Source organism: Enterococcus sp. 4E1_DIV0656 (genome assembly GCF_002140695.1).
Lineage (GTDB): Bacteria > Bacillota > Bacilli > Lactobacillales > Enterococcaceae > Enterococcus_D > Enterococcus_D entomosocium.
The window spans coordinates 131,492-156,764 of the sequence record NZ_NGLF01000003.1 but is presented as its reverse complement, the minus strand read 5'-3'; the positions used below and the strand labels follow the sequence as shown (position 1 = coordinate 156,764).

At 35.0% G+C, this 25,273-nt stretch carries 36 protein-coding genes; 9 read left to right on the top strand and 27 right to left on the bottom strand.

Features of this window, described 5'->3' with window-relative positions:
- Positions 1-22 precede the first annotated feature (22 nt).
- The 6 genes from A5882_RS18400 to A5882_RS18375 all read right to left on the bottom strand — a co-directional run bounded on the left by A5882_RS18400 (position 23) and on the right by A5882_RS18375 (position 4,886).
- Complete coding sequence (locus tag A5882_RS18400; protein WP_086373391.1) at positions 23-223, bottom strand: hypothetical protein; 201 nt, start codon at positions 221-223, stop codon at positions 23-25.
- A gap of 4 nt (positions 224-227) precedes the next feature.
- Positions 228-671 carry a hypothetical protein gene (locus tag A5882_RS18395; RefSeq protein ID WP_086373390.1) on the bottom strand — a complete coding sequence of 148 codons (444 nt, stop codon included), beginning with the start codon at positions 669-671 and terminating at the stop codon, positions 228-230.
- A gap of 58 nt (positions 672-729) precedes the next feature.
- On the bottom strand, positions 730-1,911 hold the full coding sequence (locus A5882_RS18390) for a DnaB-like helicase C-terminal domain-containing protein (protein ID WP_086373389.1): 1,182 nt from the start codon (positions 1,909-1,911) through the stop codon (positions 730-732).
- Positions 1,912-1,983: 72 nt separating this feature from the next.
- On the bottom strand, positions 1,984-3,081 hold the full coding sequence (locus tag A5882_RS18385) for a primase C-terminal domain-containing protein (RefSeq protein WP_086373388.1): 1,098 nt from the start codon (positions 3,079-3,081) through the stop codon (positions 1,984-1,986).
- On the bottom strand, positions 3,044-3,790 hold the full coding sequence (locus A5882_RS18380; RefSeq protein ID WP_086373387.1) for a hypothetical protein: 747 nt from the start codon (positions 3,788-3,790) through the stop codon (positions 3,044-3,046). The genes A5882_RS18385 and A5882_RS18380 overlap by 38 nt, the downstream gene beginning before the upstream one ends.
- 19 nt (positions 3,791-3,809) lie before the next feature.
- Complete coding sequence (locus A5882_RS18375) at positions 3,810-4,886, bottom strand: Rad52/Rad22 family DNA repair protein (protein ID WP_086373386.1); 1,077 nt, start codon at positions 4,884-4,886, stop codon at positions 3,810-3,812.
- Positions 4,887-5,337: 451 nt separating this feature from the next.
- Between A5882_RS18375 and A5882_RS18370 the strand changes: the two genes are divergently transcribed.
- The 7 genes from A5882_RS18370 to A5882_RS18345 all read left to right on the top strand — a co-directional run bounded on the left by A5882_RS18370 (position 5,338) and on the right by A5882_RS18345 (position 9,493).
- Positions 5,338-6,159: a PD-(D/E)XK nuclease family protein gene (locus tag A5882_RS18370; RefSeq protein ID WP_086373385.1), complete on the top strand. Its 822-nt coding sequence runs from the start codon at positions 5,338-5,340 to the stop codon at positions 6,157-6,159.
- 13 nt (positions 6,160-6,172) lie between these two features.
- The gene (locus A5882_RS18365; protein ID WP_086373384.1) at positions 6,173-6,370 is read left to right on the top strand and encodes a hypothetical protein; all 198 of its coding nucleotides are present in this window, start codon (positions 6,173-6,175) and stop codon (positions 6,368-6,370) included.
- Positions 6,371-6,472: 102 nt separating this feature from the next.
- The gene (locus A5882_RS19925; protein ID WP_176462058.1) at positions 6,473-6,631 is read left to right on the top strand and encodes a hypothetical protein; all 159 of its coding nucleotides are present in this window, start codon (positions 6,473-6,475) and stop codon (positions 6,629-6,631) included.
- Between the two features lie 12 nt (positions 6,632-6,643).
- Complete coding sequence (locus A5882_RS18360) at positions 6,644-7,213, top strand: hypothetical protein (protein WP_086373383.1); 570 nt, start codon at positions 6,644-6,646, stop codon at positions 7,211-7,213.
- Positions 7,213-7,953 (top strand): hypothetical protein, encoded by a 741-nt coding sequence (locus A5882_RS18355; RefSeq protein ID WP_086373382.1) that lies wholly within the window; start codon positions 7,213-7,215, stop codon positions 7,951-7,953. The genes A5882_RS18360 and A5882_RS18355 overlap by 1 nt, the downstream gene beginning before the upstream one ends.
- Before the next feature lie 110 nt (positions 7,954-8,063).
- Positions 8,064-8,669, top strand: coding sequence for a crossover junction endodeoxyribonuclease RuvC (locus A5882_RS18350; RefSeq protein WP_176462057.1), 606 nt, complete (start codon positions 8,064-8,066; stop codon positions 8,667-8,669).
- Between the two features lie 20 nt (positions 8,670-8,689).
- Positions 8,690-9,493, top strand: coding sequence for a sigma-70 family RNA polymerase sigma factor (locus A5882_RS18345; RefSeq protein ID WP_086373380.1), 804 nt, complete (start codon positions 8,690-8,692; stop codon positions 9,491-9,493).
- A 46-nt stretch (positions 9,494-9,539) separates the two neighbouring features.
- Here the strand turns inward: A5882_RS18345 and A5882_RS18340 are convergent, their stop codons facing one another.
- Positions 9,540-10,574, bottom strand: a complete 1,035-nt coding sequence (locus A5882_RS18340; RefSeq protein WP_086373379.1) for a Dna2/Cas4 domain-containing protein — start codon at positions 10,572-10,574, stop codon at positions 9,540-9,542.
- Positions 10,575-10,610: 36 nt separating this feature from the next.
- Between A5882_RS18340 and A5882_RS18335 the strand changes: the two genes are divergently transcribed.
- A complete protein-coding gene (locus tag A5882_RS18335) occupies positions 10,611-11,012 on the top strand; it encodes a hypothetical protein (RefSeq protein WP_086373378.1) in 402 nt (133 codons plus the stop codon).
- A gap of 267 nt (positions 11,013-11,279) precedes the next feature.
- Here the strand turns inward: A5882_RS18335 and A5882_RS20030 are convergent, their stop codons facing one another.
- The 8 genes from A5882_RS20030 to A5882_RS18300 all read right to left on the bottom strand — a co-directional run bounded on the left by A5882_RS20030 (position 11,280) and on the right by A5882_RS18300 (position 17,368).
- Complete coding sequence (locus A5882_RS20030; protein WP_217808285.1) at positions 11,280-11,423, bottom strand: hypothetical protein; 144 nt, start codon at positions 11,421-11,423, stop codon at positions 11,280-11,282.
- Positions 11,423-13,186 (bottom strand): DEAD/DEAH box helicase, encoded by a 1,764-nt coding sequence (locus A5882_RS18330; protein ID WP_086373377.1) that lies wholly within the window; start codon positions 13,184-13,186, stop codon positions 11,423-11,425. The genes A5882_RS20030 and A5882_RS18330 overlap by 1 nt, the downstream gene beginning before the upstream one ends.
- 20 nt (positions 13,187-13,206) lie before the next feature.
- Entirely contained in the window at positions 13,207-13,593 is a 387-nt protein-coding gene (locus A5882_RS18325) for a hypothetical protein (protein ID WP_086373376.1), read from the bottom strand.
- Between the two features lie 117 nt (positions 13,594-13,710).
- Entirely contained in the window at positions 13,711-14,262 is a 552-nt protein-coding gene (locus A5882_RS18320) for a hypothetical protein (protein WP_086373375.1), read from the bottom strand.
- Positions 14,263-14,336: 74 nt separating this feature from the next.
- Positions 14,337-14,588: a hypothetical protein gene (locus A5882_RS18315; RefSeq protein ID WP_086373374.1), complete on the bottom strand. Its 252-nt coding sequence runs from the start codon at positions 14,586-14,588 to the stop codon at positions 14,337-14,339.
- Between the two features lie 54 nt (positions 14,589-14,642).
- Complete coding sequence (locus tag A5882_RS18310) at positions 14,643-16,145, bottom strand: hypothetical protein (RefSeq protein ID WP_086373373.1); 1,503 nt, start codon at positions 16,143-16,145, stop codon at positions 14,643-14,645.
- A 63-nt stretch (positions 16,146-16,208) separates the two neighbouring features.
- Positions 16,209-16,508, bottom strand: a complete 300-nt coding sequence (locus A5882_RS18305; RefSeq protein ID WP_086373372.1) for a hypothetical protein — start codon at positions 16,506-16,508, stop codon at positions 16,209-16,211.
- Positions 16,509-16,981: 473 nt separating this feature from the next.
- On the bottom strand, positions 16,982-17,368 hold the full coding sequence (locus A5882_RS18300; protein ID WP_086373371.1) for a hypothetical protein: 387 nt from the start codon (positions 17,366-17,368) through the stop codon (positions 16,982-16,984).
- Positions 17,369-17,619: 251 nt separating this feature from the next.
- Here A5882_RS18300 and A5882_RS18295 point away from each other — a divergent pair, with 251 nt between their 5' ends.
- A complete protein-coding gene (locus tag A5882_RS18295) occupies positions 17,620-17,865 on the top strand; it encodes a hypothetical protein (protein ID WP_086373370.1) in 246 nt (81 codons plus the stop codon).
- On the opposite strand, the gene A5882_RS18290 is transcribed toward A5882_RS18295, so the two are convergent.
- From A5882_RS18290 to A5882_RS18220, 12 genes are all read right to left on the bottom strand, one after another.
- On the bottom strand, positions 17,856-18,269 hold the full coding sequence (locus A5882_RS18290; protein ID WP_139843260.1) for a hypothetical protein: 414 nt from the start codon (positions 18,267-18,269) through the stop codon (positions 17,856-17,858). The genes A5882_RS18295 and A5882_RS18290 overlap by 10 nt on opposite strands.
- A 39-nt stretch (positions 18,270-18,308) precedes the next feature.
- Positions 18,309-18,503 (bottom strand): hypothetical protein, encoded by a 195-nt coding sequence (locus A5882_RS18285; protein WP_086373368.1) that lies wholly within the window; start codon positions 18,501-18,503, stop codon positions 18,309-18,311.
- A gap of 31 nt (positions 18,504-18,534) precedes the next feature.
- On the bottom strand, positions 18,535-18,711 hold the full coding sequence (locus A5882_RS19920; protein WP_176462056.1) for a hypothetical protein: 177 nt from the start codon (positions 18,709-18,711) through the stop codon (positions 18,535-18,537).
- A gap of 57 nt (positions 18,712-18,768) precedes the next feature.
- Complete coding sequence (locus A5882_RS18275) at positions 18,769-19,560, bottom strand: hypothetical protein (RefSeq protein WP_086373366.1); 792 nt, start codon at positions 19,558-19,560, stop codon at positions 18,769-18,771.
- A 189-nt stretch (positions 19,561-19,749) separates the two neighbouring features.
- Positions 19,750-20,244 carry a hypothetical protein gene (locus tag A5882_RS18270; RefSeq protein WP_086373365.1) on the bottom strand — a complete coding sequence of 165 codons (495 nt, stop codon included), beginning with the start codon at positions 20,242-20,244 and terminating at the stop codon, positions 19,750-19,752.
- A gap of 20 nt (positions 20,245-20,264) precedes the next feature.
- Positions 20,265-20,660 carry a hypothetical protein gene (locus tag A5882_RS18265; protein WP_086373364.1) on the bottom strand — a complete coding sequence of 132 codons (396 nt, stop codon included), beginning with the start codon at positions 20,658-20,660 and terminating at the stop codon, positions 20,265-20,267.
- Positions 20,660-21,319 (bottom strand): deoxynucleoside kinase, encoded by a 660-nt coding sequence (locus A5882_RS18260; protein ID WP_086373363.1) that lies wholly within the window; start codon positions 21,317-21,319, stop codon positions 20,660-20,662. The genes A5882_RS18265 and A5882_RS18260 overlap by 1 nt, the downstream gene beginning before the upstream one ends.
- Positions 21,316-21,516 (bottom strand): hypothetical protein, encoded by a 201-nt coding sequence (locus A5882_RS18255; RefSeq protein ID WP_086373362.1) that lies wholly within the window; start codon positions 21,514-21,516, stop codon positions 21,316-21,318. Before A5882_RS18255 ends, A5882_RS18260 begins: the two co-directional genes overlap by 4 nt.
- The gene (locus A5882_RS18250) at positions 21,506-22,075 is read right to left on the bottom strand and encodes a dUTP diphosphatase (protein WP_369596973.1); all 570 of its coding nucleotides are present in this window, start codon (positions 22,073-22,075) and stop codon (positions 21,506-21,508) included. Before A5882_RS18250 ends, A5882_RS18255 begins: the two co-directional genes overlap by 11 nt.
- A gap of 61 nt (positions 22,076-22,136) precedes the next feature.
- On the bottom strand, positions 22,137-22,646 hold the full coding sequence (locus tag A5882_RS18245) for a hypothetical protein (RefSeq protein ID WP_086373361.1): 510 nt from the start codon (positions 22,644-22,646) through the stop codon (positions 22,137-22,139).
- 1,517 nt (positions 22,647-24,163) lie between these two features.
- Entirely contained in the window at positions 24,164-24,727 is a 564-nt protein-coding gene (locus A5882_RS18225) for a hypothetical protein (protein WP_086373357.1), read from the bottom strand.
- Positions 24,728-24,782: 55 nt separating this feature from the next.
- Positions 24,783-25,001, bottom strand: coding sequence for a hypothetical protein (locus A5882_RS18220; protein ID WP_086373356.1), 219 nt, complete (start codon positions 24,999-25,001; stop codon positions 24,783-24,785).
- Between the last annotated feature and the right edge of the window lie 272 nt (positions 25,002-25,273).

Here is a 25,273-nt window from a genome sequence, read left to right as displayed (position 1 = left end):
TAGAGTATTTTAATGCCAAATACTATTTGACGATTTCCTCAAAACAATAGCAAAGGACTTCATCCCAAATTAGGCCAGAAGACAAACCATTTTTAATTTTACTGATGTTTTTCCTAATTAGGGACTCGACTAACTCGGGTTCCATGTCAGGGTGTTTATCTTGTCCGGTGGCTATTGCATCTGCAATAGTTAATTGGAAGATAATTTCGTTTCCGTTTTCCATTTTTTCACTTCCCTAAAATTATATAGTAATATCGACCATTAACATAAACTCTAATTACTTCGGAATAATCAGGATTCATATACGAATAAAAAGCTGAAGTAAAATTATCGAAATAAGATTCTTCATTATTGAAAAATAGCTCTCGTATTCTTTTCTTCGCATCCTGATATAATCCAATTGGCTTTGTACTAATACCAAAGAGAGTAAGTTTGTTGCCAATAGATTTTCTTATTGCTCCCACTGTTGTTGCCTTAGAAACATCGACACCATACTCATCTTTAAATTGATTATGGGAGTAGGTAGGGGCTTGACTGAAATGGTCTAAAAGAATTTCTTTCCAACCATGTGTTTTCCTTGGATTGATGTATGTCTTTCCATCATGCGTGATTATAGTAGCTTCACGTATACTTTTTGAAAGGCCCTCGATTGTTAAATTATGTCCATTCATTAAATATCTCCTTCTCAAATCTTATATGACTACTCAATTTAAAAGGGATTGTTAGGCTCTAACTCGCAATTAATTGTATATATTTTCTGGCTTCCTCTTTTGGTAATTCGTCAAAAGAAGAAATCTCAGGAGTAAAACGAAAAAGAACACGACCTTTAAAGCTTGAAAACTTATTTTTTGCGATTTGGGTTTCGAAAATCGGCATTTTCACAATTTCGCCTTGTTCTTCAACTTCCCAATAAACTTGTGCCTGTTCGCCTTTAACTCCGACATCGTTATGGCATAATAATATGGCTTTTGCTTCATATACTGCCTTACCTGAAGATTTGATATCATCAAGTTGTGGGCGTTTAAATACGTTTATTTTTCTAAACTCAGCAGAGCAAATAATGGGAGAATCAAAGCGAGTTGCGAGATTTGTTAGTTCTCCAGCAATATGGTCAATGCGAGCATTCTCTTCTGTATATCCCTTTTTATCGACGGAGATATCATGAAAGTTATCAATAATAGCCACTAATGTGTATTCCTCTGGGAAGTGTGTTTCTAACATATCTTTGTATTCCATCATTGTTTTTTCAATATGCTCAATGGACTGTCCTTCGTTAGCGTCTATCATAGCAAAGTGGGCGACGGAATCTTTGAGTGCTTGTATTCCTTGAGCTCTTTTATCCATCAGTTCGCCGATATGGCTATATTTCTTAGGGAAACGAACAGCATTAATTTTGATACGTTGGTCAATTGCGATGACACGAGGAATCAATTCATTACAACTATCATCTAGAGAAAAATATAAAACGAAGGCTTTTTTAGGATGATTTTCGTCGATAAAGCTATTAGCTTTAGCTACTTTCCAACCAATTTCCGCCAACATACCAGATTTACCGACGTTTGAACCGCCAGCAAATAATGTAACGCCGGTATTTAATCCTTCAAAGGCTTCGTTGTATTGAGGAAATCCCCAATCTAAGCCGCCCATTTCTCCTCGAGCCCAGCTATAGGCATCAACGGCTTCAATAATTTTTTCCATTTTTTTGAACAATGCTGGTTCCCCAATGTCTTCGTTAATTATTGGTGTAGGCGCACTAACGGAAGAGTTCAATTCAAAATAAGGCACTCCCATAGGGTCTACTTCAGCAGTTTGTGTAAAATCAAAACTGTTATCGGCAAAGCTATCTTCAACCAACAGGTCAGAAAGGGTGGTAGACTGATTACCGAAAAAGGTATCATTTGCTGTATTCATCTAGTTTTTCCCCCTTGCATAAAACTTTTGTTAAGAAAATCTGTGTGCTCATGTTTTCTCCTTCTTTAAAACTTATTTTTCCGGTTCATAATTGTCACTCAAAGTTGGAATAAGTTCCTTTATTTTTTCTACTCCGTAATTCCATCCTCTTCGTACAATACTATTTACTGTAGCTTTGATTTCACTTTTACGAATAGGGTCTGGTCCAGATAGAGCAGGGGCAGCCCATTTAGTAATTTCCTCAATTATTTGGTCAACAGAATATCCCTGATTATTGAAGAACGATGCAAGAACAGCCATGGAGTTGTTCCTATAGCCAGATACAGGGCCCAAGTCTAACAGTTCTTGAATATGTGACGGGGTGTAGTCAAGAGGTTTTCTAACACCGGAGTAAACAATAGACTTTGCAGCAACTACTTCTTTAAACTTCTCTAGATAAATTTTCTCAGCTTGTTTTACTAGGTAGGGCTTTGGATATTTAAACTTGAAGTTATTTGTTGCCTGCTCTCTGATTTCTTCCTCGGTAAAGTCTCTGAGCTGCTCATAAGTTAAAGGTATCTTATGGAGCCCAGTACCTTCGTGTATGCTGTTTTCCATTCTTAAGACACGTCTTCTTTCATAAACAGACATATCAAGACTTCCGTAAGCACAAAATTCTCTTAAATCCTTGGCCATCATTCGAAATACTTCATCAAGATTGTAGTCAGGTTTGAATCCAAAATATTGCCAAGGAATAATTACGTGGAATCCCTTTTTCCCAGAAAAGTAGATACGAAAAGCTTCAATAGGAAGGTTATATCTGTAGTTTTGGCTCATTAGATAGATAGCTTGTAGAGCATCTTTACGTGCGAGTTCAATATTTTCCTCATTATCAAAATCCATATAAAAGTTGCCCATTACTTGAGATTCGTAAACCGTTTCGTTATCTGTAACTTGGCGTTGATAAGCAAAAGCGGAACGATAAATCCCAGAGTTTTCGTAAAACTTTCTAAATTCGAAACTATCGTTTTCTTGTAGAAAATAGTTTCTAGTGAACCAAGTTTTTCCTCCCGGTGTTGCCTGCTTGTGTCCATATTCATAGACGACAAAGTCGCTTAAAGGAGCTGGTTGGTTCTTATCATTTTCATTTGTATCAGTGACAGTAGCGGCCACTTCTAGGGATGATTCCATAAATATCAGACTCCTTTAGCATTTGTATTCTTTGATAATAAAGACGCTTGGCTTCTTCTATATAAGTGTCTTCTTCTAAAAACCTAGGGGCTTTCGGGAAATAATTGCGGCCATTATCATTTGGTGTGCATGCAGCTTCAATCATATAGAGGAGCATATCTAGACCGTAAATAGGAAGCATAGAATGGAATTGAGTTCTGAATCCTTTTAGATTCGGATGTGAATTATTTGTTTTGACAATGAACCATTGTATTAAATCGGTCATAGTAAATCTAGGTTTTAACTCTAGATAAAAGGGTTCACTCTCAACTTCTACTATTTCGTGGTTCTCCTTCATGACATATCTAGTCTTTGCTCCGGAGACTTGTAAGAGGGGGTGGTAATAGAACTTTCCAAAGTAAAGTAAATCTTCCTCTGGGTCAAAATCAGGTACCCCATGTTTAAATGGGATACGCAATTCTGTAAGAACGTCTGAAGGCGAGTAGACAAGTTTTTGTATATCAGGTAAACTCATTGCTTTTTTAAAAGCAGAAAGTAAATCATCAACTTTCGTATCTCCAGACAATAGAAAGGTGACATCTTTTCGTAATGCCAATAAATAATCATCAGTGACATCAAACCTGCCATCTTTCTTCTTTTCGATTTTTTTTATGTCTTGTAGAAACATTTCGCTGACATAAAATACATCATTGGTATCAACTTTAGACATGGGGTATTCCTCCTGGTTTTTATCCTAAAATTTTCATTATTTCCACAATGACTAACTCAACATTCTCACTAGATAAATCACTGTAGCCAGCAAATTCGTTGTTCAGAGCCATTTGAATATATGGAACTAAATCGTTAATTGTTACTAGTCCTGCTTCTTTCATTACTTCTTTTAATGCCATGTACTCATCGTTAGTAATTTTTAGATTTGCAGGAGCGGGATGCGGCTGTGGCTGCTGTTCTGTGGTTCCTTGCTCTGAAGGTGCATGATTAGGAGTCTGATTGTTTACGGGCTCCTGAGAAGCATTTTGCAGCTGTTCAGGGGTATTGATTGGCTCATTTACATTAGGTTGTGGAGCAGTCGACCATGATTCAGTCAAGTTTCCTTGCTGTGGCTGAATTTGTTGTTGATTCGGCTGTTGTTGTGTTGAATTACTCTGTGAAGCAACGTTCTGTTGTGGGCTTTGTTGTCTTTCTTGAGCAGCATTGCGAGCTTTTTGCTTGGCTATATTCGCTGACTGCTCTCTAGAATCCATGATTGAAGCGATGATGTGTTTATCATATTCTGGTCCAAAGGTGTCATGGGCAGTAAAGGAGAACCCGGCATATGCAGGTTTGTATTTATTAGACACATCCAAACCAACTCCAAACATAGATGCACATTTTTTTAAAGCGTCAGTAGAAGCACTCTTAAAAGTAGATTGCTGAAGGTCTGTACTACCATTAATTGATGCAGAACCCCATTGTTCCCTAACCCCCAATCCAGGTATAGTCAATCGGCCCAAGCTTTGTACATGAGCATTTTGCTGAATTGGTTCGCCACCGTCTCTTTGTTTTAATGCTTGTCCAGGGATGATTTCAGTTCGGATAATTTGAAAGCTCCAGCTATAGGCAAAATATTTGTTTAGCATATAAATAATCGCATCACCTGAAAGGTACGGATAGTCGGGTTCTCTAGAGTTTGATTTTTTAAAATCAACAATTTCTTGCGGTGTTCCAGCTTGAATCTGACTAATTGCATGGAAAAACGAATAATTTTTTTCCTGATTAAATACATCTAGAGCAATAGTGCTCTCATTGGTTTGTTCATCTAACATTTTTTTTCTTCCTTTCAATCTTTCATTTTTATCCGAGACTAGGGAGTATCCCCTCTGCTCTCATGTATTGATTAATTTTCTTCAATCAATAAGTAAAGACCTAAAATATAAATTTAGCGGGTTGACTTTTCTGTAAAAAATCCTTGTTATATGCGTATAGAAAAAAAGTGCATACTGACACAAGAAAGGATGTGTGCCCATTTGATTTCAGTATATTAATCAAATGATTCCACAATGAACGATGATTATTTCAATGAAGACAATGAAATGGAAAACCTATGGTTAATTTGTCTGAATTGTGAATATGAAATGTCTATGGATGATTGCTTTTTTGATTACAGTGAAGACAATTTGTCAGACGAAGCTGTCGAGTGTCCTGTCTGTAAATCAAAACAAATGAGAATGGAACGCTCTTTCGAAGCGTAAATGTACAAAAGGGAGATAGATATGAATGTCAGGCGTTGCAAATGATTTAACATTTTCAGTCGATGAAATCTTTGTGTATATGGACTGCCCAATGAAACACCATTTACAGTATCAAGCAAAGTTAAAGGGCTCAAATAAACTCGTGATGTCATCGAAACCTGAAATATATAACGAGTGCATTCAAAAAACAATCTTTTACTTTTATACCCTTTTACAAAAAGGGAGTACGCCAACTTTAAAACAATTGTATTCAAAATATCTTTCGTTATGGAACGAAGCTAACGGAACGGAAGAAAAAGACATTTTCAATCGTGACCCTAAAGAAGCGGCACAAAGAGCAAAGGCGGAAAAAGAGCAATACGTCCACAGAGGATATGAGACTCTTCAAAAGTTTTATGCTTCTAATGCAGGCATCGAACAAGCAATACTAGCGGTTAATCATCCTTATGAAATCATTATTGATGGGGTATGTATAAAGGGTACTTTTGGATTAATTCGAGAAGTCCTTTCTCCAGATAAAGAGCGACGCTTAGTCGAAATCGTAGATTTTAATATGTCGAAGAAAAAACCAAATGAATTCTTCTTAAATCACGACTTATATTCCACATTCATGCACTATGCTTTTGTAAAAACATTCAAAGAATATCCGGACCAATTTACAGCACATTACGTAAATCAGTCCTTACAAATACCTTTGGTTAGAACGTCTAAGGAGTATAAACGAATGCTCAGAGTTGTTGAGTCATTTGTTAAAGGAATCCAAACGATAAAGCCTTATCCTAGACAAAGTTTTATGTGTCAAACATGTCCATTCTTATCAGAATGCGACAATATTAATTTTGAATAAAAGGAGAAATCACATGTCAGAAACTAAAGAAAAAATCGCAGTAGAATCGGGTATCGTTTTAAGAATGGACGAAGGCGGTCTTCCAATGATTAGTTTAATTGGAGAAGTGCCATTGACTCACCTTACATCTTACGCCAGATTGCTGAGTATGACAGAACAGCAGGCTTGGGAAAATGCTTTAGCACCCAAACCATTAGTCGAGCAACCTTAATGAGAAGCTCAAAATTTAAACCAACTGAGTTCGGAGACATTTCTTGGATTAAGGAGGTTCCGAGGAACAAACTTATTGAGTCAAAGGAAACGGGTGATATAAATGCTTAAAATTAAAACCAAAAAAGGTATCCTGGTCGGGGAAATAAACGATTACGGTGACGTAACTTGGATTAAGGAAACCAAAGAAACAGCACATAATAGTAAACAAGAATCAGTTTCGGATAACTCGAAAGAGGATATTGTCGTAACTGCTGAATAAAGGAGAATACATATGTTATCAGAGGTAGAGGTTAATAAATCAGAAGTGTCACTATCACGAGAAATGGAAAATGCAGTATTAGATGAACAGGCAATTCCTATGTTTATTTCGGAGCAAACAGTTCAAAACTTAACCATTCGGACGATTTTAATTCCGGCAAATGGAGTAGATATCATTTTAGCTACAAACGAACTATCAGATGAGTTTAAAAAAGAAATAGTGAATCAACTAGTTGACTCGAATCCACAGCGTTATCATGCCTTATCCGAAAAAGAGGCCCATCATCAAATTTACTTACGTTTGCTTCAAGAAACAGTGGCATATTATCTTCGTGATAATGGCTATGTTGAAGGTTGTAAGCAGTATAGTTCAGGTATTAAAGAGGATGGTTCAGTAAGTTTCGAAGCTTATTACTTCGAAGAAACTGAAGAATCAGCCAAAATCAACAAACAAATTTCTGAACATATTAAAAAACAACAAAAAAAGAAACGACCAGTAGAGTCGATGGATGACCTTAAAAAGCTTAAACGACGAAGAGCACGTCTTAAAAAAGCAATGGCTCAAGCGCAGGAGGAAGCATGATGGATATAAAAACAAGTGATTTAGCTGACTTTGCAGCTCGTCTAAAACAATCGGTAGCAGCCACTGAAATTGAGCAATCGAAAACAATTGATTTTAACCAATCTATCGAATCTGTTGTAAAAAGTGATGAAAGCAAGCTTGGAGATATCAAAGAGAATTACTTTACTGAGCTTTCTTTGAAAGGTATCGAAGATAATGAATATGGTGAAGTTGTAGAGAATATTGTTAACTTATTTCATAAAAATGCGAATGATGAATACACCGAAGATGAAGAGCTTGCTCCAGAAGATTATTCTGAAGAAGATGAGTTATTCAATTTGGAAGTAGTTGATGAAACTGAGGAAGAAGATTCGCTAGTCATCACTATTGATGAGGCATCTGGAAAGATGACTTATAATGAAACTCCTAAGAAAAATCAGCTCGCTGGAGAACATTTAATTAGCTCGGGGTATTTAGAAGATAAACTAATTAGAGAAATTCTCAACATTCGAATGAGTGAGTTAACAACTGCGCAAGAAGAGCTCTCTGAATCAATTGCAGAATCATCCAAAGTATTCTTAGGAGCTGAAGAAAGTATTGTTTCGACTCTGAATAAAGTGATTGCAGATGAACGTAGTAGTATCTATCAAGCAAGAAAAAAAGAAGTAATAAACGTAGCAGAATTAGACGAAAAACTTCAAACATTTGTCAAAGGAAAGTTATCAAAAGTAGCATATACCCTTTGCGAATTAATTGATTAAAAGCCTGAATATTCTAGTCTCAGAGAAACCTATTCTCTGGGGCTTTTTTTGAAACTAAATGAAAATGATTTGCTCTCTTTACTCTAACTTTTCTAATGGTTATTTTCTCAATGAAAGAGGTGAAGCTTATTTTATTTCTAGGAATTGACCCATCAACCACGAACACAGGTTTAGCTGTAGTTGATGAAAATAAAACAGTATATTATGTTGGTGATTTAAAGGGCAAGGCAGATAGCCCCGACTTCTTCTATGATTTATATGCCCAAATTGAAACCATACTGATGAATTTTGACATCACTGCAATAGCTGTTGAAGACCAATTTATGTCAAATAATGCAGATACACTAAAGAAACTGGCTCGTGTATCTGGTATCGTATTGACCTTAGCTGGAAAGTTCAACTTGCCTTGTTATCTACAAATTCCTGCTGCATGGAGAAAATACTGGGTAAAAGAATCAGGCATATTACCTTATGACCCAAAAGATTCTTACAAAAAGAAAAATGCTTATTCTAAGTTTGAATGTTTCTATGTCCTTCAGTTGTATTTTCAAGACTATCTTTCTAACTTTAAAAAACATAATGATATTGCTGATGCCCTCGGAATCGCCTGGTCATGTAGTCAAATATTTTTAGAAGGTGGATTACATACCAAAGAAAAGAAGAAAAGGGCAAAGAAAAAAACAAACAAGAAAAAGGCAACTAAAGAAAAAAGTTGATTTAAGAAGGGTGATGACTCATGTGTCAGACAATCGACAGTTTGGTCCTGCAGGCAAAAAACGGAGATAGCGAAGCATTAGAAAAGGTACTTGTAGAATACGGCTATAGATACGATAAACGGTTAGGAAAATTCTTAGGGAATTTTTACTCGTTATTGGTTTATGGAAAATTGGATTTAAAAGATAAGCCTACCCGTAGACTGTTCCAATTATTTGCTACAGACAACGAAGTGATTGAACGCTTGAAATATAATCTAATGAATGAGAGCATTTACGATAGCATCTATGCTTTTACAGATTACCTGCAACATGAAATGATGAATAAACTAGACAGGCGCCAAATCAAAGACGATTTAGTTCTGATGTTCATTGAGAAAGTACATAGTTATAAGAAGAAATCAGTAAAAGTTAATTTTGATACTTATATATCTAATTCATTTCATCACGACGTGTTCACTTACATTCAGAAAACATTATTTTCAGAAGATATTTTATGGGTTGAAAATGACCGTCTTACAGATTTAATAGAAAACATTGCTATTGAAGATGACTTTACAGTTTTTGAAGACCAATACTATAAAGATATGCTGAATGATGATACATTAACAATCAGATGGACGAATGGTCACTGTCATGAAGCATTTAAAGCATTGTCTGTATTTGATAGGAACATCTTGAAGTTGCATTATTGGGACAAGCTCAGTGATGGTACAATAGCAGATATGATGTGCTTACATATAAATACCATATACACTAGAAGACGAAAATCTGTAGATTTAGTTCAAGCAGAGTTAGCGTATCTCTTAAAAGAAAGTTATGTATAGTAAAAAAGAAGTCTCATTATAGAGGCTTCTTTTTTATTGTTATATTCTAATTGTCATGTTCCTCAGGTAGGGTGAATAAATCTTCGAATCGAAAAGGCTGACTATTAGGATAGCAGTGTTCTCTATAATCACAGTAACGACAATGAATATCGTTTGGAGTATATTCCCTTTGGGCGAGTTCATGCTTCCTAGCTAGGTCCAATACAATTTGTATTTCTTTAAGGACTTCTGCAATTTTGTCATCATCCTTTTCTATTATATATTCTTTAGTATCTTGTGTGTTTTTGTTTTCGTAATAGATTATTCCTTTTTCTATACCCGTTAAAAAGAAATAAAGTTGAAGTTGCATTTCATGTTCTTTCTTGGGTTTAGATTTTCCTAACGAATGAAAAGACTTGTCCTTGATAGATTTAAATTCAATTAAGAGAACCCGCTCTTGAGGACCAACGTATACTGTCTCTCCTTTTGAATTATTTAAGACAATTTTCTCTTCTTCGGTACTAGTTTCTCCTTGAATCGGATGTTCCAACGGGTCCAAGAAGTTCCATACAACTGCATCTGTTCTACCCGATATACAGAGGTCATCATTCTTTATTGAAAGCTCAGGAGCTACTAGAATACCCATATCATTACAAACTTTTTCCATTCGGTCATGGAAGCTTGTCCCGTTTTCAAGGACGCTTAGATTAGTACCGGTTTTTGGTGTTGCACGGTAATGAAGCATTTGGTATGTAATCATCCGTTTACATCTACCAAGTGAAGAAGGGAAGAAGCGTATATCCTCTTTTGACTCTCGTAATTCTTGCCTCTTCATATACTCTTGTTTCATATACTCTATCGACATGCCACCAAGACTTTTATTATGAAATAAGTCAAAACCGTCAACCCAATCGAATTTAGTATAAATTTTTCCGATATCTTCGTTAACTTTATAGGCTGATAAATCAATGTCATATTTTTCTTCTTCGACCTTTTTTGTGGCCCGGATAGCCCTTAGTTGCTCTCGACGACTCGGAGTAGGGGTTGATTTATTTTCTTCCAAGGGGTTAGTATCAAAAAAAGATAGTTGTTCGATATCCATAGTATCACCTCATTTATTTAGAAAGGATTTGATTGGGTGGTTATTAAGAAAAAAAATTGGTACGATGATGAAGATACGATTTTAAATCAGGTCAGCAAAGACATCGAGCTCTACCAAAATGTCTTAAAAGATGCAAAGGAATGGACAATAATAGGCGAGGGTGGGTACAGGGAAGCATTAAACTTCCTAGACCAAGGCCGTAACTGTCCATATTGTGCAGGTATTTTGAAATTCTTTGAATATACCAAAGCTGGTAATGATGTTGTTTATTGTGTTGATTGCAAACGCAGAATGTATCCTGCAGATTTCAATTATGTTTCTGACACGGTTGATAAATTATATAAAGCAATCCCAGACGATTTGGTCATGTATTGGGACGATTTTCTGAGAAGAGATAGACAACGTCAGCGATTAGAAGGAACGGTGACACAAGAATAGTTTTTAGTGCGGTTAGGGTATAAAATCTGAATGGTCTTGAGTCCTTTTCATTGATAAATTTAATTAGTGGTTTGTTTTCTGCCGCTGTCCTGACACCACTTAACATAAATTCCCATCCTTCTGTTTTTCCATGCAGTATTTCTTTAGCCTTGTCTTCAAGAATAGACTTCTTGATAGACGAGGCTTCTTTGTTCAATTTGTGGAAATAATAAAAACCAAGGATTACCCATAAAGAAACAGTTACTGTTATTACAATCAAGAGTGGAGTCATTCTTCATCTTCCTTTTCATATATACTCTTATTAAACTTTTCTCTTTTACCCGACATCACGATTGCTACAACAATCCAGTAAAAGACGAAAAAAAGCAGGAGGGAGCAAACAAGTTGGATTATTTCTAAATTAGTAATCATCACGCAATCTCCTCAAGCTGTTTAATCATAATGCGAATTTCTTCTTCAGTTTTTTCAATCAATCCGGAATTTAAATCACGTTTAGTTTCTAATGTTTTGAGAATTTTCTCATCAATAGTATCTTTAGTAACCATATCAATCATTGTTACCTGCTCATATGTTGAGCCTATGCGATGGATACGACCATATCTTTGTTCAATCACAGCTGGATTCCAAGGTAAATCATAGTTAATAAGGACATCTGCGAACTGTAGATTGATGCCATAATTAGCAGCATCAGAGCATAACATAATTTGCCGGTCGTCGTATTCTCTAAATCTTTTTATTTGTGCTTGTCTTTGCTTGGCATCGATGTGACCTGCAATAACATATGGTTCTTGGTCAAACTGAGTATAAAATCGGTCATATATAATCTTCAGCATTGTTGTATAAGTAGAAAACATAACTACTTTATGCCCGTTCTCAATAAGTGGTTTAAGTGTTTCAAAAAGTTCTTCCATTTTAGGAGAAGTTTTGCATTTTTTCAAAAGCGGAAGATACTTTTTGGCCATTTTAGATTTACCTTGAAGCAGTAAATGTGGGTGGTCAGAAACAGCTATTTGCATATACCTAAAGCCTGACAGCAACTCTTCTTCAGGAGTCTTGAAATTAGGGTCTGACTGCGCCTTAGCCGAAGTCTCGTATATTTCCTTTATGGTTTTCTGTATAGCCGCTTTATCAGTCTCAATAGCTGTATAGACGGCTTTTTGAGGTGCGTTCATTTCACTATAAGAAGTCGAATGAACGATAGTTGGTAATTCATCTGCAACATCTTTTTTCAATCGACGAAGTATGAATGGTGCCATTTTTTCACGAATCTCATCAAGATTCTTATAACCTAAATCGACGAAGCGTTTGCCAAATTTTTCACCAACCACTACATGTTTTTCTCTAAATTTTGTGATTCCTCCAAACACATCAGGAGCTATCCAACTCATCAAAGCAAATGCTTCTTCTGGTTTATTTTGCATAGGGGTTCCAGTCAAAGCAAAACGGTATTCTGGTTGTAATCTAGCTACTGCTTGAAAAGTTTTCGAGGTTCTGTTTTTCATACGATGAGCCTCGTCGAGAATAATACAGTCAAAAGGAAGAGATTCAAAAGCTTCAATATCATTACGGACTAACTCATAGTTAGCTAGTAGAAAGTTAGTTGAATCTTTGCTCCATACCTCAAGAATCTTTTCTCTTTTTGTTTTATTACCATCGAGCACGACTGCTGACATATCAGTAAATTTTTCTACTTCTTCGGCCCATTGGTATTTCACCGCAGAAGGACAAATAACTATAATCTTATTTAAAATATTCTCATTCTTTAAGTAGTAAGCAGCGCCCAAAGCTTGTAGGGTTTTCCCGAGTCCCATTTCGTCGCCAATAATACCAACTTTATTAGACACTAAATAGCTGATACCAACTTTCTGAAAAGCGAAAGGTGTCAACTTCATTGTGTCTATATGTTTGTTAACTATAGGGAACTCTAGGTTGATGGGTTCTTCAATGCCCCGTATCGAGTTTTCGGTTTCAACCATGGTGGTTACAAAGGAAAAATTTTCCATCCATTCATTAAAGAGTGAAAGGGGGATATAGTAGGTAAAGTCGTCTTCCTGATGATGCTGATGAGTTTCGAGAAAATTCATGAACTTGGCATATGATTGTGATGAGTTTTTTCCGTTTAGAGTAATTCTCAAGGCATTTAATGATTTGAAACTTTTTAATGCGTAAGCCAAAGTTGTCAGCTCCTTTGTATCTAAATTTTGTTTCTTGCTATTTTTCGTTTGCCAAACACGCCATTAACGTAATCATTCAAAGATAATTCACATTCTGATAGTGTTAATACAGGATTAATTACCATAAGAATATCTTTATCTTTACCGTAGGAAAGAGTGATATCTAAAGTTCCGTGGGCTTCATTTGGGAAAGAAAACATTTTTAAATCCTTATAAGTCAAACTAAAGTCCAATTCAGGCTGATTTTCATTTTGAAGCACACTTACTCTTTTTCTAATATCTGATTTTGAGAATACAGCAATGTCGATAGGGTCAACATCATCTCTAGAGAATGTTAAAATCAAGTAATCCTCTGTTATCTTCAAATCATAGGAATTGGTGAATCTGTCTTGATAGGCTTTTACCAATCTAATGCATCTCCATTCTTTTTTGATGTTAAGGATGATTTATCTTCAGCTTCATACTTAATATCAACTAGTAGGATTGTAAAGCCCCAAAAAAAATAGCCCTAGCAAGCGCTAGAGCTACCATGTTATAAGTATGTTCCTGGATTGGTTTTCAGAGATTCTAATATAAAAGTTCTGTTCAATTAATAGATTTAAGACTGTGTTGATTTCTTCAGTAGAATATTGACTGAAGATGGGGTCGTTTGAAAGAATCAAATACTGTAATCTGCCAGCAGATGCCTCCGTTTGGCACCTACTAAAAAGTTGGTGATATAACTCTTCTATTTTGCTCTCAAAAGAAGAGGGTGTAGTAGTTTCTTCCAAGTAATAAGGAATAAGATTCTTTATAGTTTCTCGCCTTAAAAAGGTACCATCTTGCCCCCATTCCTCATTAATTTTCACTTCGAAGTAACTACCTAGTTCATTATCATGAAGATATTTAGTTTCAAGGCCGATACTTTTCATGATAAAAATCAAAGATGTATGAAGTACTCCATAGTTCATCACTTTACCTTTATGTGCCTCGTCGATTATGAAATCAAGTTCAGCTAAATCTTCTGAATCCAATTCTTTGAGTAGTTGAGTGATATTATCCCAACCACCAAGTGTATCTGTATTTACTTCAGACATAGCCTCTCATCCTTCTATCTACTTTGCTTTATGTATTATATATGCAAAACTAGAAATAAATAAAGAAGTTTTACTTATTTTACGTTTAAATTTTGCGCTTCAAACGTAAATATCTTATCCAGGTTCTCAGTTAGCTGATGAGAAAAATCAATAATCGAGTTAGTCACACCAGACTCTTTAGCCACTTCTTCTAATTTGGGGAAGTCTACAATCTTGGCATAAAGTTCAGTAAGTCGATGTATTCTGCTTAACGTTTCTTTAATATTATCCTCTGTAAGCAAATTTAGTTCGAAAGTGATGTCATTTTTTAGTTCTTCAGAAATCAAAATAAATCCCTCCTTTGTTGTTTAGTTAATTACAAGCATAAGGAGGGATTTTGTCTAGTACACAGTTATGTTTTCCTGAAAGTCAAAAAAAGGTTTAATAATTTTCTTTGATTCGTCTAACCGGAGGAATGACACATCTAAATCACTAATTCTTAACCTATCTATTGCATCGGCATCTTTTAAAATATTGAGAAGCTTTATGGCACGTTGGTGTTCTGAACTGTCTAATTCTTTTTCAATAAACGAATATGCTTCATAGTCATCTAAATCATGGATTCTTACTATAGTAAATAATAGATGTGCATCCATTCCAGTTAGTTGATATTCTTTTGCTAGGCTTGATGTTTGAAAACCCAAATCAAACCAGCTGGAAAGCTCATCAGCAACTTCTGCCCACTCTTCGGGATATAGTCCGTCTTCATAACTAGCACCAATACATAGGGCCTCTACCCAATTTTTTGCACTTTCATACCCATGATTTGGTGCATCAAAATCAGTTCTACGATTGAAATCATGGACAGCAGCGGCCAAAAGACTGATTAATATTTCTTGTGTATCTAGTTCCAATGCATGACTCAATAACGTTGAACTAAACATCACATTAGTAAGATGTTTGTTTGAATGGTACATGTTAGTGCTATTCATTCTTTCTATTCCTAAATGAGTCGGAATATTTGCAGAAGAATCAATAATATTAGTCCTAATAAATGAGAACAATTCTGATAAGTTGCGATGGCTAAGTGCATCTTGTACAAAGGCAGTATCGTATTGCTTATTCTCTTTTATATCATGGACTGAATCGGGGCTTATCCATACTTCAGCCTCTCCCCGGCCATTATAAAAGTGAATGATATCTTTGCTATATACAGTGGCTTCATACCAGGATGCATCCGGAGAATGTAAAAAGAATTTTAATACTTCATTCCCACTGACTGTCCAGCTGTATGTAGCAGGTAGCGGAGTAGATTCGCTACCCACACCTCTATAAATAGTAATTTTTTCTGGAAGGGTTTCATAACCGAAGTAATTACATAGCTCTTTATAAAACTCTTCTTTTTTACCTACAGGCTGGTTGTCAATCATTCGTTTCCACATTTCTGCAGTAATAAAAGGTGCAATATAATCAACGTTTGTGTAAAACTCTTCCATAACTTCAAAGACCTTTTCATCAGGAATCTGCGAATATACTGCTTCTAAGGCAAATTTTAATAAGCTTGGATTAGCTAGTTCAACAGTAAATAAATAATTCAGGTAATCACCTTCGCTTATCTTATTATCTAAAGTTTCAATGAACTTATCAATTTTAGCTTTGGAAATCATACCAGGTAAAACAATAGGGGGGAATGAGAAAACCCGATAACCATTTATATAAATTACGTTAGGGTAATTCTTTCTCGCAACAAATAAATATTCCTCTTCAATTCCTTCAAGAATTAACTCATCTATTAAATCAATTATAGAATTATCGATGTTCGATTTATCGTCTAAATGAAATGGAGTGATATCATCCTCCGTAAATATATCAGAAAATAGCTTTTTTATTGTACCCATCTCCATAAGGTTTCTCCTTTCAGTAAACAAGTATCATTATACAACAAAACAAGCCAAATCTAATGTTGATTATGGCTTGTCTTTTGTAGGTTTTATAAAAATATCTGTTGTATAGAGGTGACTTGAATGATATTCAGCAAATGGAACCTCTTTTGAAAAATTTAAAGTGGTTTTTCCATCTGAAGAGACAAAATAACCATCAGAATTAAAAGTAGCCAATGATTTTTCAAAATCCAGAATATCATTTTTCATGTTCTCTGACTTTAAATCATCTAACAGTAGGGCATAAAGCACTTCTAATTCTAAGTCAAAGTTTTCGACTTTAACTACATCAACATTCCCGTCTACTACAGATGCTCTTACAATCATAGTTTTCCCTCCTGAAATCAAAAGAAAGCCTATCCGGCTTTCTAAGTTTTATTTTAATGAACCAATTACTTTGATAGTTCCAGAGCCTACACCTAAACTATAGGCAGTAGATTCGTCAGAAACACATATATCGAAGTGACTTCCTTGAATAGCACCACCTCTATCAAGGACTATCCCTTGAAGTATTTGCCCGTTATAGTTGATTTCGAGTAAGGTGTAAAAAGGGTATGCAGGAGGAGCAGCTACCACAACATAACCATCGTAGTAACGGTACCCACCAGTAATTGTTGTTGTCCACAAATCAAGTCCTGTAGCAGTTACAGTGCCGCCTTGTAATGCATTGTTAGCTGGGAAATAATGTGTAAAAGAAGCGTTTGTAGATATGCCAGAAGTAGTGGAGGCAGGGGTGGAGGCAGCAACAGAAGAATTTCCTGAAGAAGAAGCATTTTGCTTCGCTAATTCTTTGTTGCGTTTTACTTTTTTAGTTCAGTAATCTCCGAATCCTTTTGTGATAATAATTCTTTAGTATTTGCTAGTTGCTCTTCGATAGTTTGCAATGTACTCTCGATTTTTTTATTTGAATCTTCTATCTGTTTCTTTTGATTTTCTATTTTCTTGATACTAGAATCTTTTTCATCAATCTGCTTAGAAAGGTAATCGATTTTTTTATTGATGGCTGTAATTTCGCTATCTTTTAATACTATAGCTTTAGATGCTACTTCTAGTTTTGTTTCTGCTCGAGCAGTCTCCGCAAGTGCAGCGTGATAATTTTGTAACAAAAAGATTCCGCTAGTAGCTACGACTACCAACACCAGAGTGACTGCTACGTATTTCTTGAATAGGGATTTAAGTTTCAACATATTTAATATGCCTCCTTGTTTGATTTACAAAGAGATAATAAGTTCTAACAATAGAAAAGTCTGTAACAAAGTTACGAAAATATAACAACAAAGATTACAAATATTACGTTAAAGATGGGTTGACAGCATAATAAAAAAAACGTTAATAATAAATCTATTCCTTGTCATTTAGAGGGCTATAGTGCGTATTAAATCGTTCTAAAATAACCTTAGATACTAATAGTATCAATACTTACTACGAGGTGTAGGTTATGAGTGAGACGAATATTAATCAGGAGAAAACTCCTCCAGTTTACAAAAACTTTTCAAGAGGGTACAAAACAAAAGGAAAAAGCTATAAGGATAGATACGTTGAAGGACAGTGTCCTGAATGTGGATATACAACAATTTATAGAGATGAATGGGCACAAACAATTTCCTTTAAGTGTATGAAACGTTCATGTCGACACAATTGGTTTGAAGCGAAAGTATTTCCGAAAAAAGAGACTCAGGAATAATAATTTTCAATTTTTTGCCCTATTTCTTCTTTGTACATACGATTTTCTTTTAATGATTTATCTGACATACAAGCTGTATCATTGGTTAAGTATTTTCTTAATTGCATGGTACAGCTTTTTAGATTGCTTACTGAATCTTGTAGCTCCTTGCTATCTTGGTAAATTGCGAAATGACCCATGGCCAGTTCGATATCTAAAATATATTTTTCTATGGTTCTAAGCTCAAGGTCTGAGTAAAGCTTATGTTTATTTGAATGCTTGTAATTTGTTTTTTCTGAAGACAGAAGGGGTAAACTAGGTTTTTTATATAAAGGGTTCTTCCTAGATACAGTTCTTTTTGCAATTCTATTAGTAAAAGAAGATGTATGGCTAATAGAAGCTCTCACTGACATCATCCTTTCCATAAAAAAAGCCCATTGATTTATCAATGGACATTTTATCTATTAACTAAATTCTTTTTCTGCTGCAAATTGGCCGCATTTAGAACACTTATATTGAATACGTTCTTCAATCACTTCAACTGAATTTGGTACTTCTGATACAACACTCTTTTTGCTTAAACAAAATACTGCATGTTTTTCAAAAAGGTGACTCTTACATTCAGAGCATCTATAATAATCATCATTAGGCATTAACATTATGATTCCTTCTTTCTTTTATCAACAGATATTAAAACATCATTACAGATAAAATGGCTATTTCTGCTACACCTTCCATGCGAAGGGAGTCATCATATCTAGATTTAATATAATTAATACGCTTATCTAAATTGTTCAGTCCATTTTCATCTCTAAAATCTTCTAGCGTATCTTCAATTAGTTGTGTGCTACCTTCAGGTTGAGTCACATACATAGCTAATTCGTAACTTTACCTTTTTTTTAACTACATACTCATAGGTTTCAATCAAAAGTTGTTTTCTTGTTTTTTCCTTCCACCTTGTTTCAGCCTTTCTATCTCTTTTAGTAGCACTTCTTTTTCTTCTTCGAGTTTGCGTAAATCCTGAATCATAGAGATTTCTTGCTCATAAGGTTTTACAAGGTAAATCCGGTCATCATTTTTGTATGCAAATGGAAGATACCAGAAATCTTTTTGTTCTTGCAAAGCTTCTGATTCTTGTTTAACCAACCAATCTTTGGGAATAGAAATTGTCTTCTCCCCACGTCCATTTACCGTCCCTCGCTCTTTAACTTCCATAAGAGCATGTTCCAATTTGATATCGCCCTTGGCGAACCACATAGCTCCTGAATTAACCTGACGTTTAGCCTCATTATTTTTGGAAAAGCCATATGTAGAGCTATTTTGTTTCAATTTGGTTTTCTTCACGTAAGGATTAAAGGAAAGGGGAGCGGGTGACTCTTTTTTAGAAGTTTCTGCTGCAATTTCATCATCCTCTAAACCAAAAGAAGGTTTTGCTACTTTTTTCTTCTTCTTTTTATTAAAGGAGGAATTCCATTGGTCTTGCACCTTTTTCTCCAAATCCATCCCCATCTTCCTATGAACTTTATGGATATCGTCGTTAACACGATTTTTCTTATTCTCTTGTTTTGCATAATTTTTGCGTTGTTTTTCCTCTGATTTATTCTTATAAAGTGAGCAACCTTTGCAAAATTGGCATAGAGAATTATTTTCACATTTAATGAAAATATCTTGAGTACAGATTTTTGGAGGTGGGGGAGGAGGTAGGATTTCTTTCATATAGCAACTCTCCTTGTATTTAAAAAGTTGAAAAAAATAGTTGCAAATTCATTGCATTTGAATTTACCGATGTAGTACAATAAGGTTGTTATCCGGAAGTACCATAAATGCTTCCAGTATATTTTGTTTTTTGGTCGAAACAAAAATATTATAGTATTCTGAAAAGACTTGTCCAAAGGGTAGGTCTTTTTAGTTTCTCGTAAATGAAGCGTCAATTTTCATATATCCTGATAGAGTAATCATACGGTCTTGTTTATTCTCGAGAATAGATAGACAATGTTTTAAATGATTATAGCGATAATACACTTCACGCCAAGATTCATACATATCTACTGTTTCGTTAGTATTTGGCACAGGATAATTTTCGAGGTAAACAGTAGCATTCTTTTTTCTATCAATTTCGTTTCTACCTTCAGTCTTAGAACGTTCGCATTGTCTTATGATACTGTCGATACGTTCTTTTTCACTTTCCAGTTCAATAAAATCAAGATGAACTAATGTGTACAGTTCATCCAAGCGAGAAAGCATGTATCCTGCGTCAGAAGGAGTCATACCCTGATTAAGGATGCATTGTCTGATTTCTGAAATTGTTCGAATGCGGTATTCCTCAAAAGCAGCCCTTGAGCAATTTACGAGAGAACGTATTTGTGTTTTTGTTTGGGATTCGGAAACATTGACTTGCATTCCGCACCTTCCTTTTCTTTTTATATCAAGACCAATGGTGGGCGTAGCCCCTCAGCGATATCTAGGATAATATTCATATCAACCCGTTGATGCCAAAACTTAGATATTGTATTACATAGTGGGGCCAAGGATTGAAAAGATAAATCCTTCGGCTCCAACTCGCCACTTTCTATATGTTCATCCATTCCTAGCAGAAATACTGGTCCTTTTAGAAAAGGCAAATAATCAGGGGTTAAATCAATAACTGACATTAGATTTTGTCTATTTGACTCAATATCAAAACATATACCAACGTCATCCGTTAGTGCACAAAAAAATAGTTGATGAGGATTTAATCGATTAGCTGTTAAAAAGTCATCATATTTCATCCAGCAGCACTGGCCTAATTCATCTAAAAGTAATCCTCGACTTTTCATCATGCGACTCCTTCATCATTTGATTTTTGCATACTACGTTGAATTTCGCAGATAACATCAGAAGCAAAAGTTTCCACTGTTTCAAGACTTTCTTCAGCAGGAATCCTATACCAACTAGGGTCTTTAGCAAATCTATTTTCGTAGAAGTTTTGTACTTCTGTTAATAGTTCTAAATCAGATTCGTAACGGTCATTGTCCCCGTGCTTACCTTTTCTATTCATTGATATTTCTGGGGAAACAGCTAAATAAATTGTAAAATCAGGCATTCTGAAGTGTTTCTGAACGCTTTTAACGATATCCTTTGGAACAGTATCAATTGTTCCATTCTTCGCTGATAGATTAGTGTAAGCCTCTACGTAGGCTTCTTGAGAACCGGTGTATCTATCTAAAATAAGAAAGTCAAAACCTTCCAGTTCCAAATCCTTGATTGTTCTTTGTTCAGCCATCTTGTTTGATAGCATAACAAGCTCGATTGTTGCCTGGTCAGCATCAAATTCTCCATAAAGCCATTCTTTTATGAGTTTTCCTGTAGGGGATTTGTAATTATGAAATTCTCCCAAAGCAACTTTAAAACCTTGATTGCATAGTGAATCAAAAAGATAATTACTAATTGAATGTTTACCTGACTTATCTAATCCTTCTAGAGCTATGATTTTCATTCTTTTTCCTCCTTTAAAATCTCAAATCTTATAGATTGAGAAACAGGGATAGAAGTTTCTCTATCCCCATCCTTAATAATGATAGTGTCTCCATAAAAGAGCGGGCGAGAGGGTGGTAAAAATGTTTTAACCACTAAAATAGCAGTTAGTAAAGCCCATACTATGACTATAAATTTTTTTCCTTGATTATTTCCCACTCGAACCAAATCCTCCGGTTCTTGTTCCTGAAGCATCATCATTATCAGTTGTTAAGTAGTGTGAAAATATTCCTTGGCCAATTCGGTCTCCTTTTTTTATTTCGTATGGAGCGTCATTTCCGTTAATAAATGCAAACATAATATGTCCATCATTGTCCGGATTATTGTAGTAGTCGCTATCAATAACTCCAATCCCATTAGGTAGATATAATTTATTTTTGATACCTTGAGAAGAACGATTAGCTAAAATAAGAAATTCATTTCCATTCATATAAGATTTAATCCCAGTTGGAACAAAGTGTGATTTTCCGTCATTGGGAATAAGTACTGTTTCAGCTGCTTCAAAATCATATCCTGCTGAACTTGCAGTAGCTCTTTTAGGGATATTGATGTCTTTATCTTCCCATCCTCTTGCAATTTCGAACCCTCGACTAATCATTGTGTTGTTCAGGGTAATGGTGGAAACCTCCTCATTTTGATAAACTCGGGTAAAAGTTTTTCCTAGTCTTCCTTGTGCAGTAATCGCCATTGAATTGTTCTTGGTTGCTTCAGTTGTCATAAAAGAATCCTCCATCTATTAAATAAAATTTTAAATAAAATCATAAATAAAAATAGCTAAATCAAAAAGTGATTATTTCCATCCATTTTGGTTCCATCATGTGAAAGAGAGACAATGGTATAGCATATCCAATCGATTCATATGTTGACATTCCATTGCCCGAATAGTTTTTAACAGACTTCTTATATCCTTTAAAGTCAAACCAATCTAGACAAGATTCGACAAAGTCTCGAAACTTATTCAAGTCAAATATGTACAGTTTAGACATGTTTGGATAATAATAATAGAGCGTATCAGCCTTCGTCTTATACATACATCCATCGGAATTTGCTGAAGATAATACTTCATAATAAATGTTTCCCGACGTATATGAATCAGTCTTTACCTCAATATAATTTTTAGTACCATTTTCAGACTCCGAAATAAAATCTATATCTATTTTTTGATAAAATTCATTGTCTCGGACGTCCCATAACTTACACACGTTAGTCTGCTTCTGAAGATACATCCAAATAAAATCTTCGCCTTTTTTACCGAATTCTAAACTCTTTTTGAATTCATAGATTGCCATTGCCCAGCTCCTTTCTTCTTCGATAGGATAGTCTCGACTAATAGCAGTGTCTAGTCCCAAAATATAGGAATATACAAAAAAAAGACGGCTCGATGGCCGCCTTAATACTGTAATGTTACCTCAGTAATAGAGTAGTGCTCAGCAGAAGCATAGTAGGGCTCGTTGAATCTAGCAACCAGTATATTAACAGGGATTAGCATAATGACGATGGCCAAACTTTGGAAAAATCCTTTAACAAAGTAGGTACGCATTTTAATCCTAGATGAATATCCGGCGGCTAAGACCGAAAAAAGCCCTTTAGAACCGCATAATACTAAAATTAGTAATATCAGTTCAAGTAGAACGGGGAAAAGGGTATACATCATTTCATCTCCTTGCTTAACGGTTTAGTGGCTAATAGGTGAGGCACGTCCTTTCAATTAGGAATGGTTATTTATCTCACGCATACATTAACGATAAATCACGTCCAAAACAAGGGGCAATTTTACCCTAGAAAAAAGTTACAGTAACTATTTAATATCTTAAATTTAAAACACGCAGCTAGGGGAATGCTAGATGAATGCAGATAGGAAGTCTAAGACCATCAATATAGCTATAGCAATTTGATAGCTTCGAATAGATTTAATAACTTTCCATAGATACCGAGGATTATCTATATTGATTCTAGGAAAGAAGTACCAAGTAAAGAATAATGCTACTAACTCAACGTACAATAATATACCTACGACAATTAAAGTACCTGAAGTTATTTCTGGTTGAAAACTAAATAGTGTACTCAAGTATACTCCAAGATATAAACAAAGGGCAAATAATCCCAGGTAAATGTTAATATTGAGAACACATTGTTGTTTCCTACCATCTGAAAGGTTAAATATTCCTTTTGTCAAAGTCGTTCGTTGAATCTTTGAAAATATTAGCTCTTTTCTTATTCTAGAGATATGACGGTCCAATAACTCAGCCCAAAGGAAAAGAGAAATTAGTAGCAATGAGTTTATAATAGGGGTCATTTGAACACTCCTTTTAACAGCCATTCACTGTTGACCGCAACTAAAATGCTGGTTTCGAGTAATAGCAAATATATATTAAACTCATAAACAACGGATAATCTTCTCATATTACGTTGGGAGGCGGTAATGATAGTTTCTCTGTCTGTTAGCATAAAAAATATATACAGGCACAAACTGAGTCCCAAATATGAAAGAAGTAAGATTAAATCAAGTATTTCAGATGGATTTAAAAACAGCATGCGAGTACAATACATCATGCCTAAAAGGCAAGGTGATAATAAAAGCACAAATTTAATAGTCTGTATTCGAGGACTGTTTGTTTGGAAAAGAGTGTAATGTTTACCATATGAATCGTACCCAAATACTTTATTTCCATATGATTGCTTAAAGTCTTTCCTCATTTCATTAAACTTGTGTTTTTGAATTAGGGTCCAGAAAAGTACAACTATAGGTAAAAATATAAATATTAAATTCAATAAAAAATTAAATAAAATCATTAATACAATCCTCCTAAACCACTGGCTTAACAAGGTCCAGTGTTGAATTATGGATTTTCTTGTTTAATGGTCTTATTTTTCGGTATGATTTGACAACTTTCTCTATACTTTCTTCAGAAAGTATTATTCGAACATTACCATATCCACCATTGATGTCTAGAGTGAATTTATCATCATCATTCTTAGAAATATTTATCTTACTTTCATCGTCTATACGAAGGGTATTTTGATTCCGACTAATAGGGCGTCCAGATATTGATGAAGAATATATATTGGGGTTATTAACAATATAACCAGGTGCAGTACTCTCAAATCTGATTTCTTCAGCGGTCATCGTAAGTGATGAATTTCCTAACTCATTAACAATCTCAGGGGCCGATGGCATCCAATAATCTTGAGAAAACGGACTTTCTGTAAGGAAATCAAAATTAAGCCTTTCTAAACCGGCCGTTAGGTCAGAAATTGATGTAACATCTTCAGTAGCTGGAGTCCAATACGTGCTCCTAGTCTCTGGTTGTTCTCTGGTCGCATACTGAGAACGAAGTAGCCTGTCTCTTATTTCATTATCTAGTATCATATTCATTCCTCCTTATGAACAATATATATATTCGTTCAATAGGGGAGTCAATCCCTTAGTTAATAGAAAATGAAGACGGAGGGGTATCTAATTTTGCATCGATAATCTTAATTGAACCAGGGACCAGCACTGCAACTTGTCTCATGGCGTCATTAACATCAATTGCTTTAACATACATTCCAAATTTCTCATCATCCTCGTTAGAGTAGGTAACTAGATAAGAGTGACCTTCAAAAACAGGAAAGCGTATTGGTTTTAAAATTTCTTTATCCATGTTAGTTCCAACTTTCTATAATAGAGTAGTATAAATAGGCAAGTAGAGTAGAGTAGACCAGAATGATATAAAATAGCTGTCTCTTATACACATCTAGATGTGTATAAGAGACAGGTATAATAACACCGCTTATATATCAATAGTTTTCTCAGCTAGTTTATGAGCTGTCTCTTATACACATCTAGATGTGTATAAGAGACAGTAATAACACCGCTTATATATCAATAGTTTTCTCAGCTAGTTTATGAGATTAAAATAGTTCTGCCCTAAAT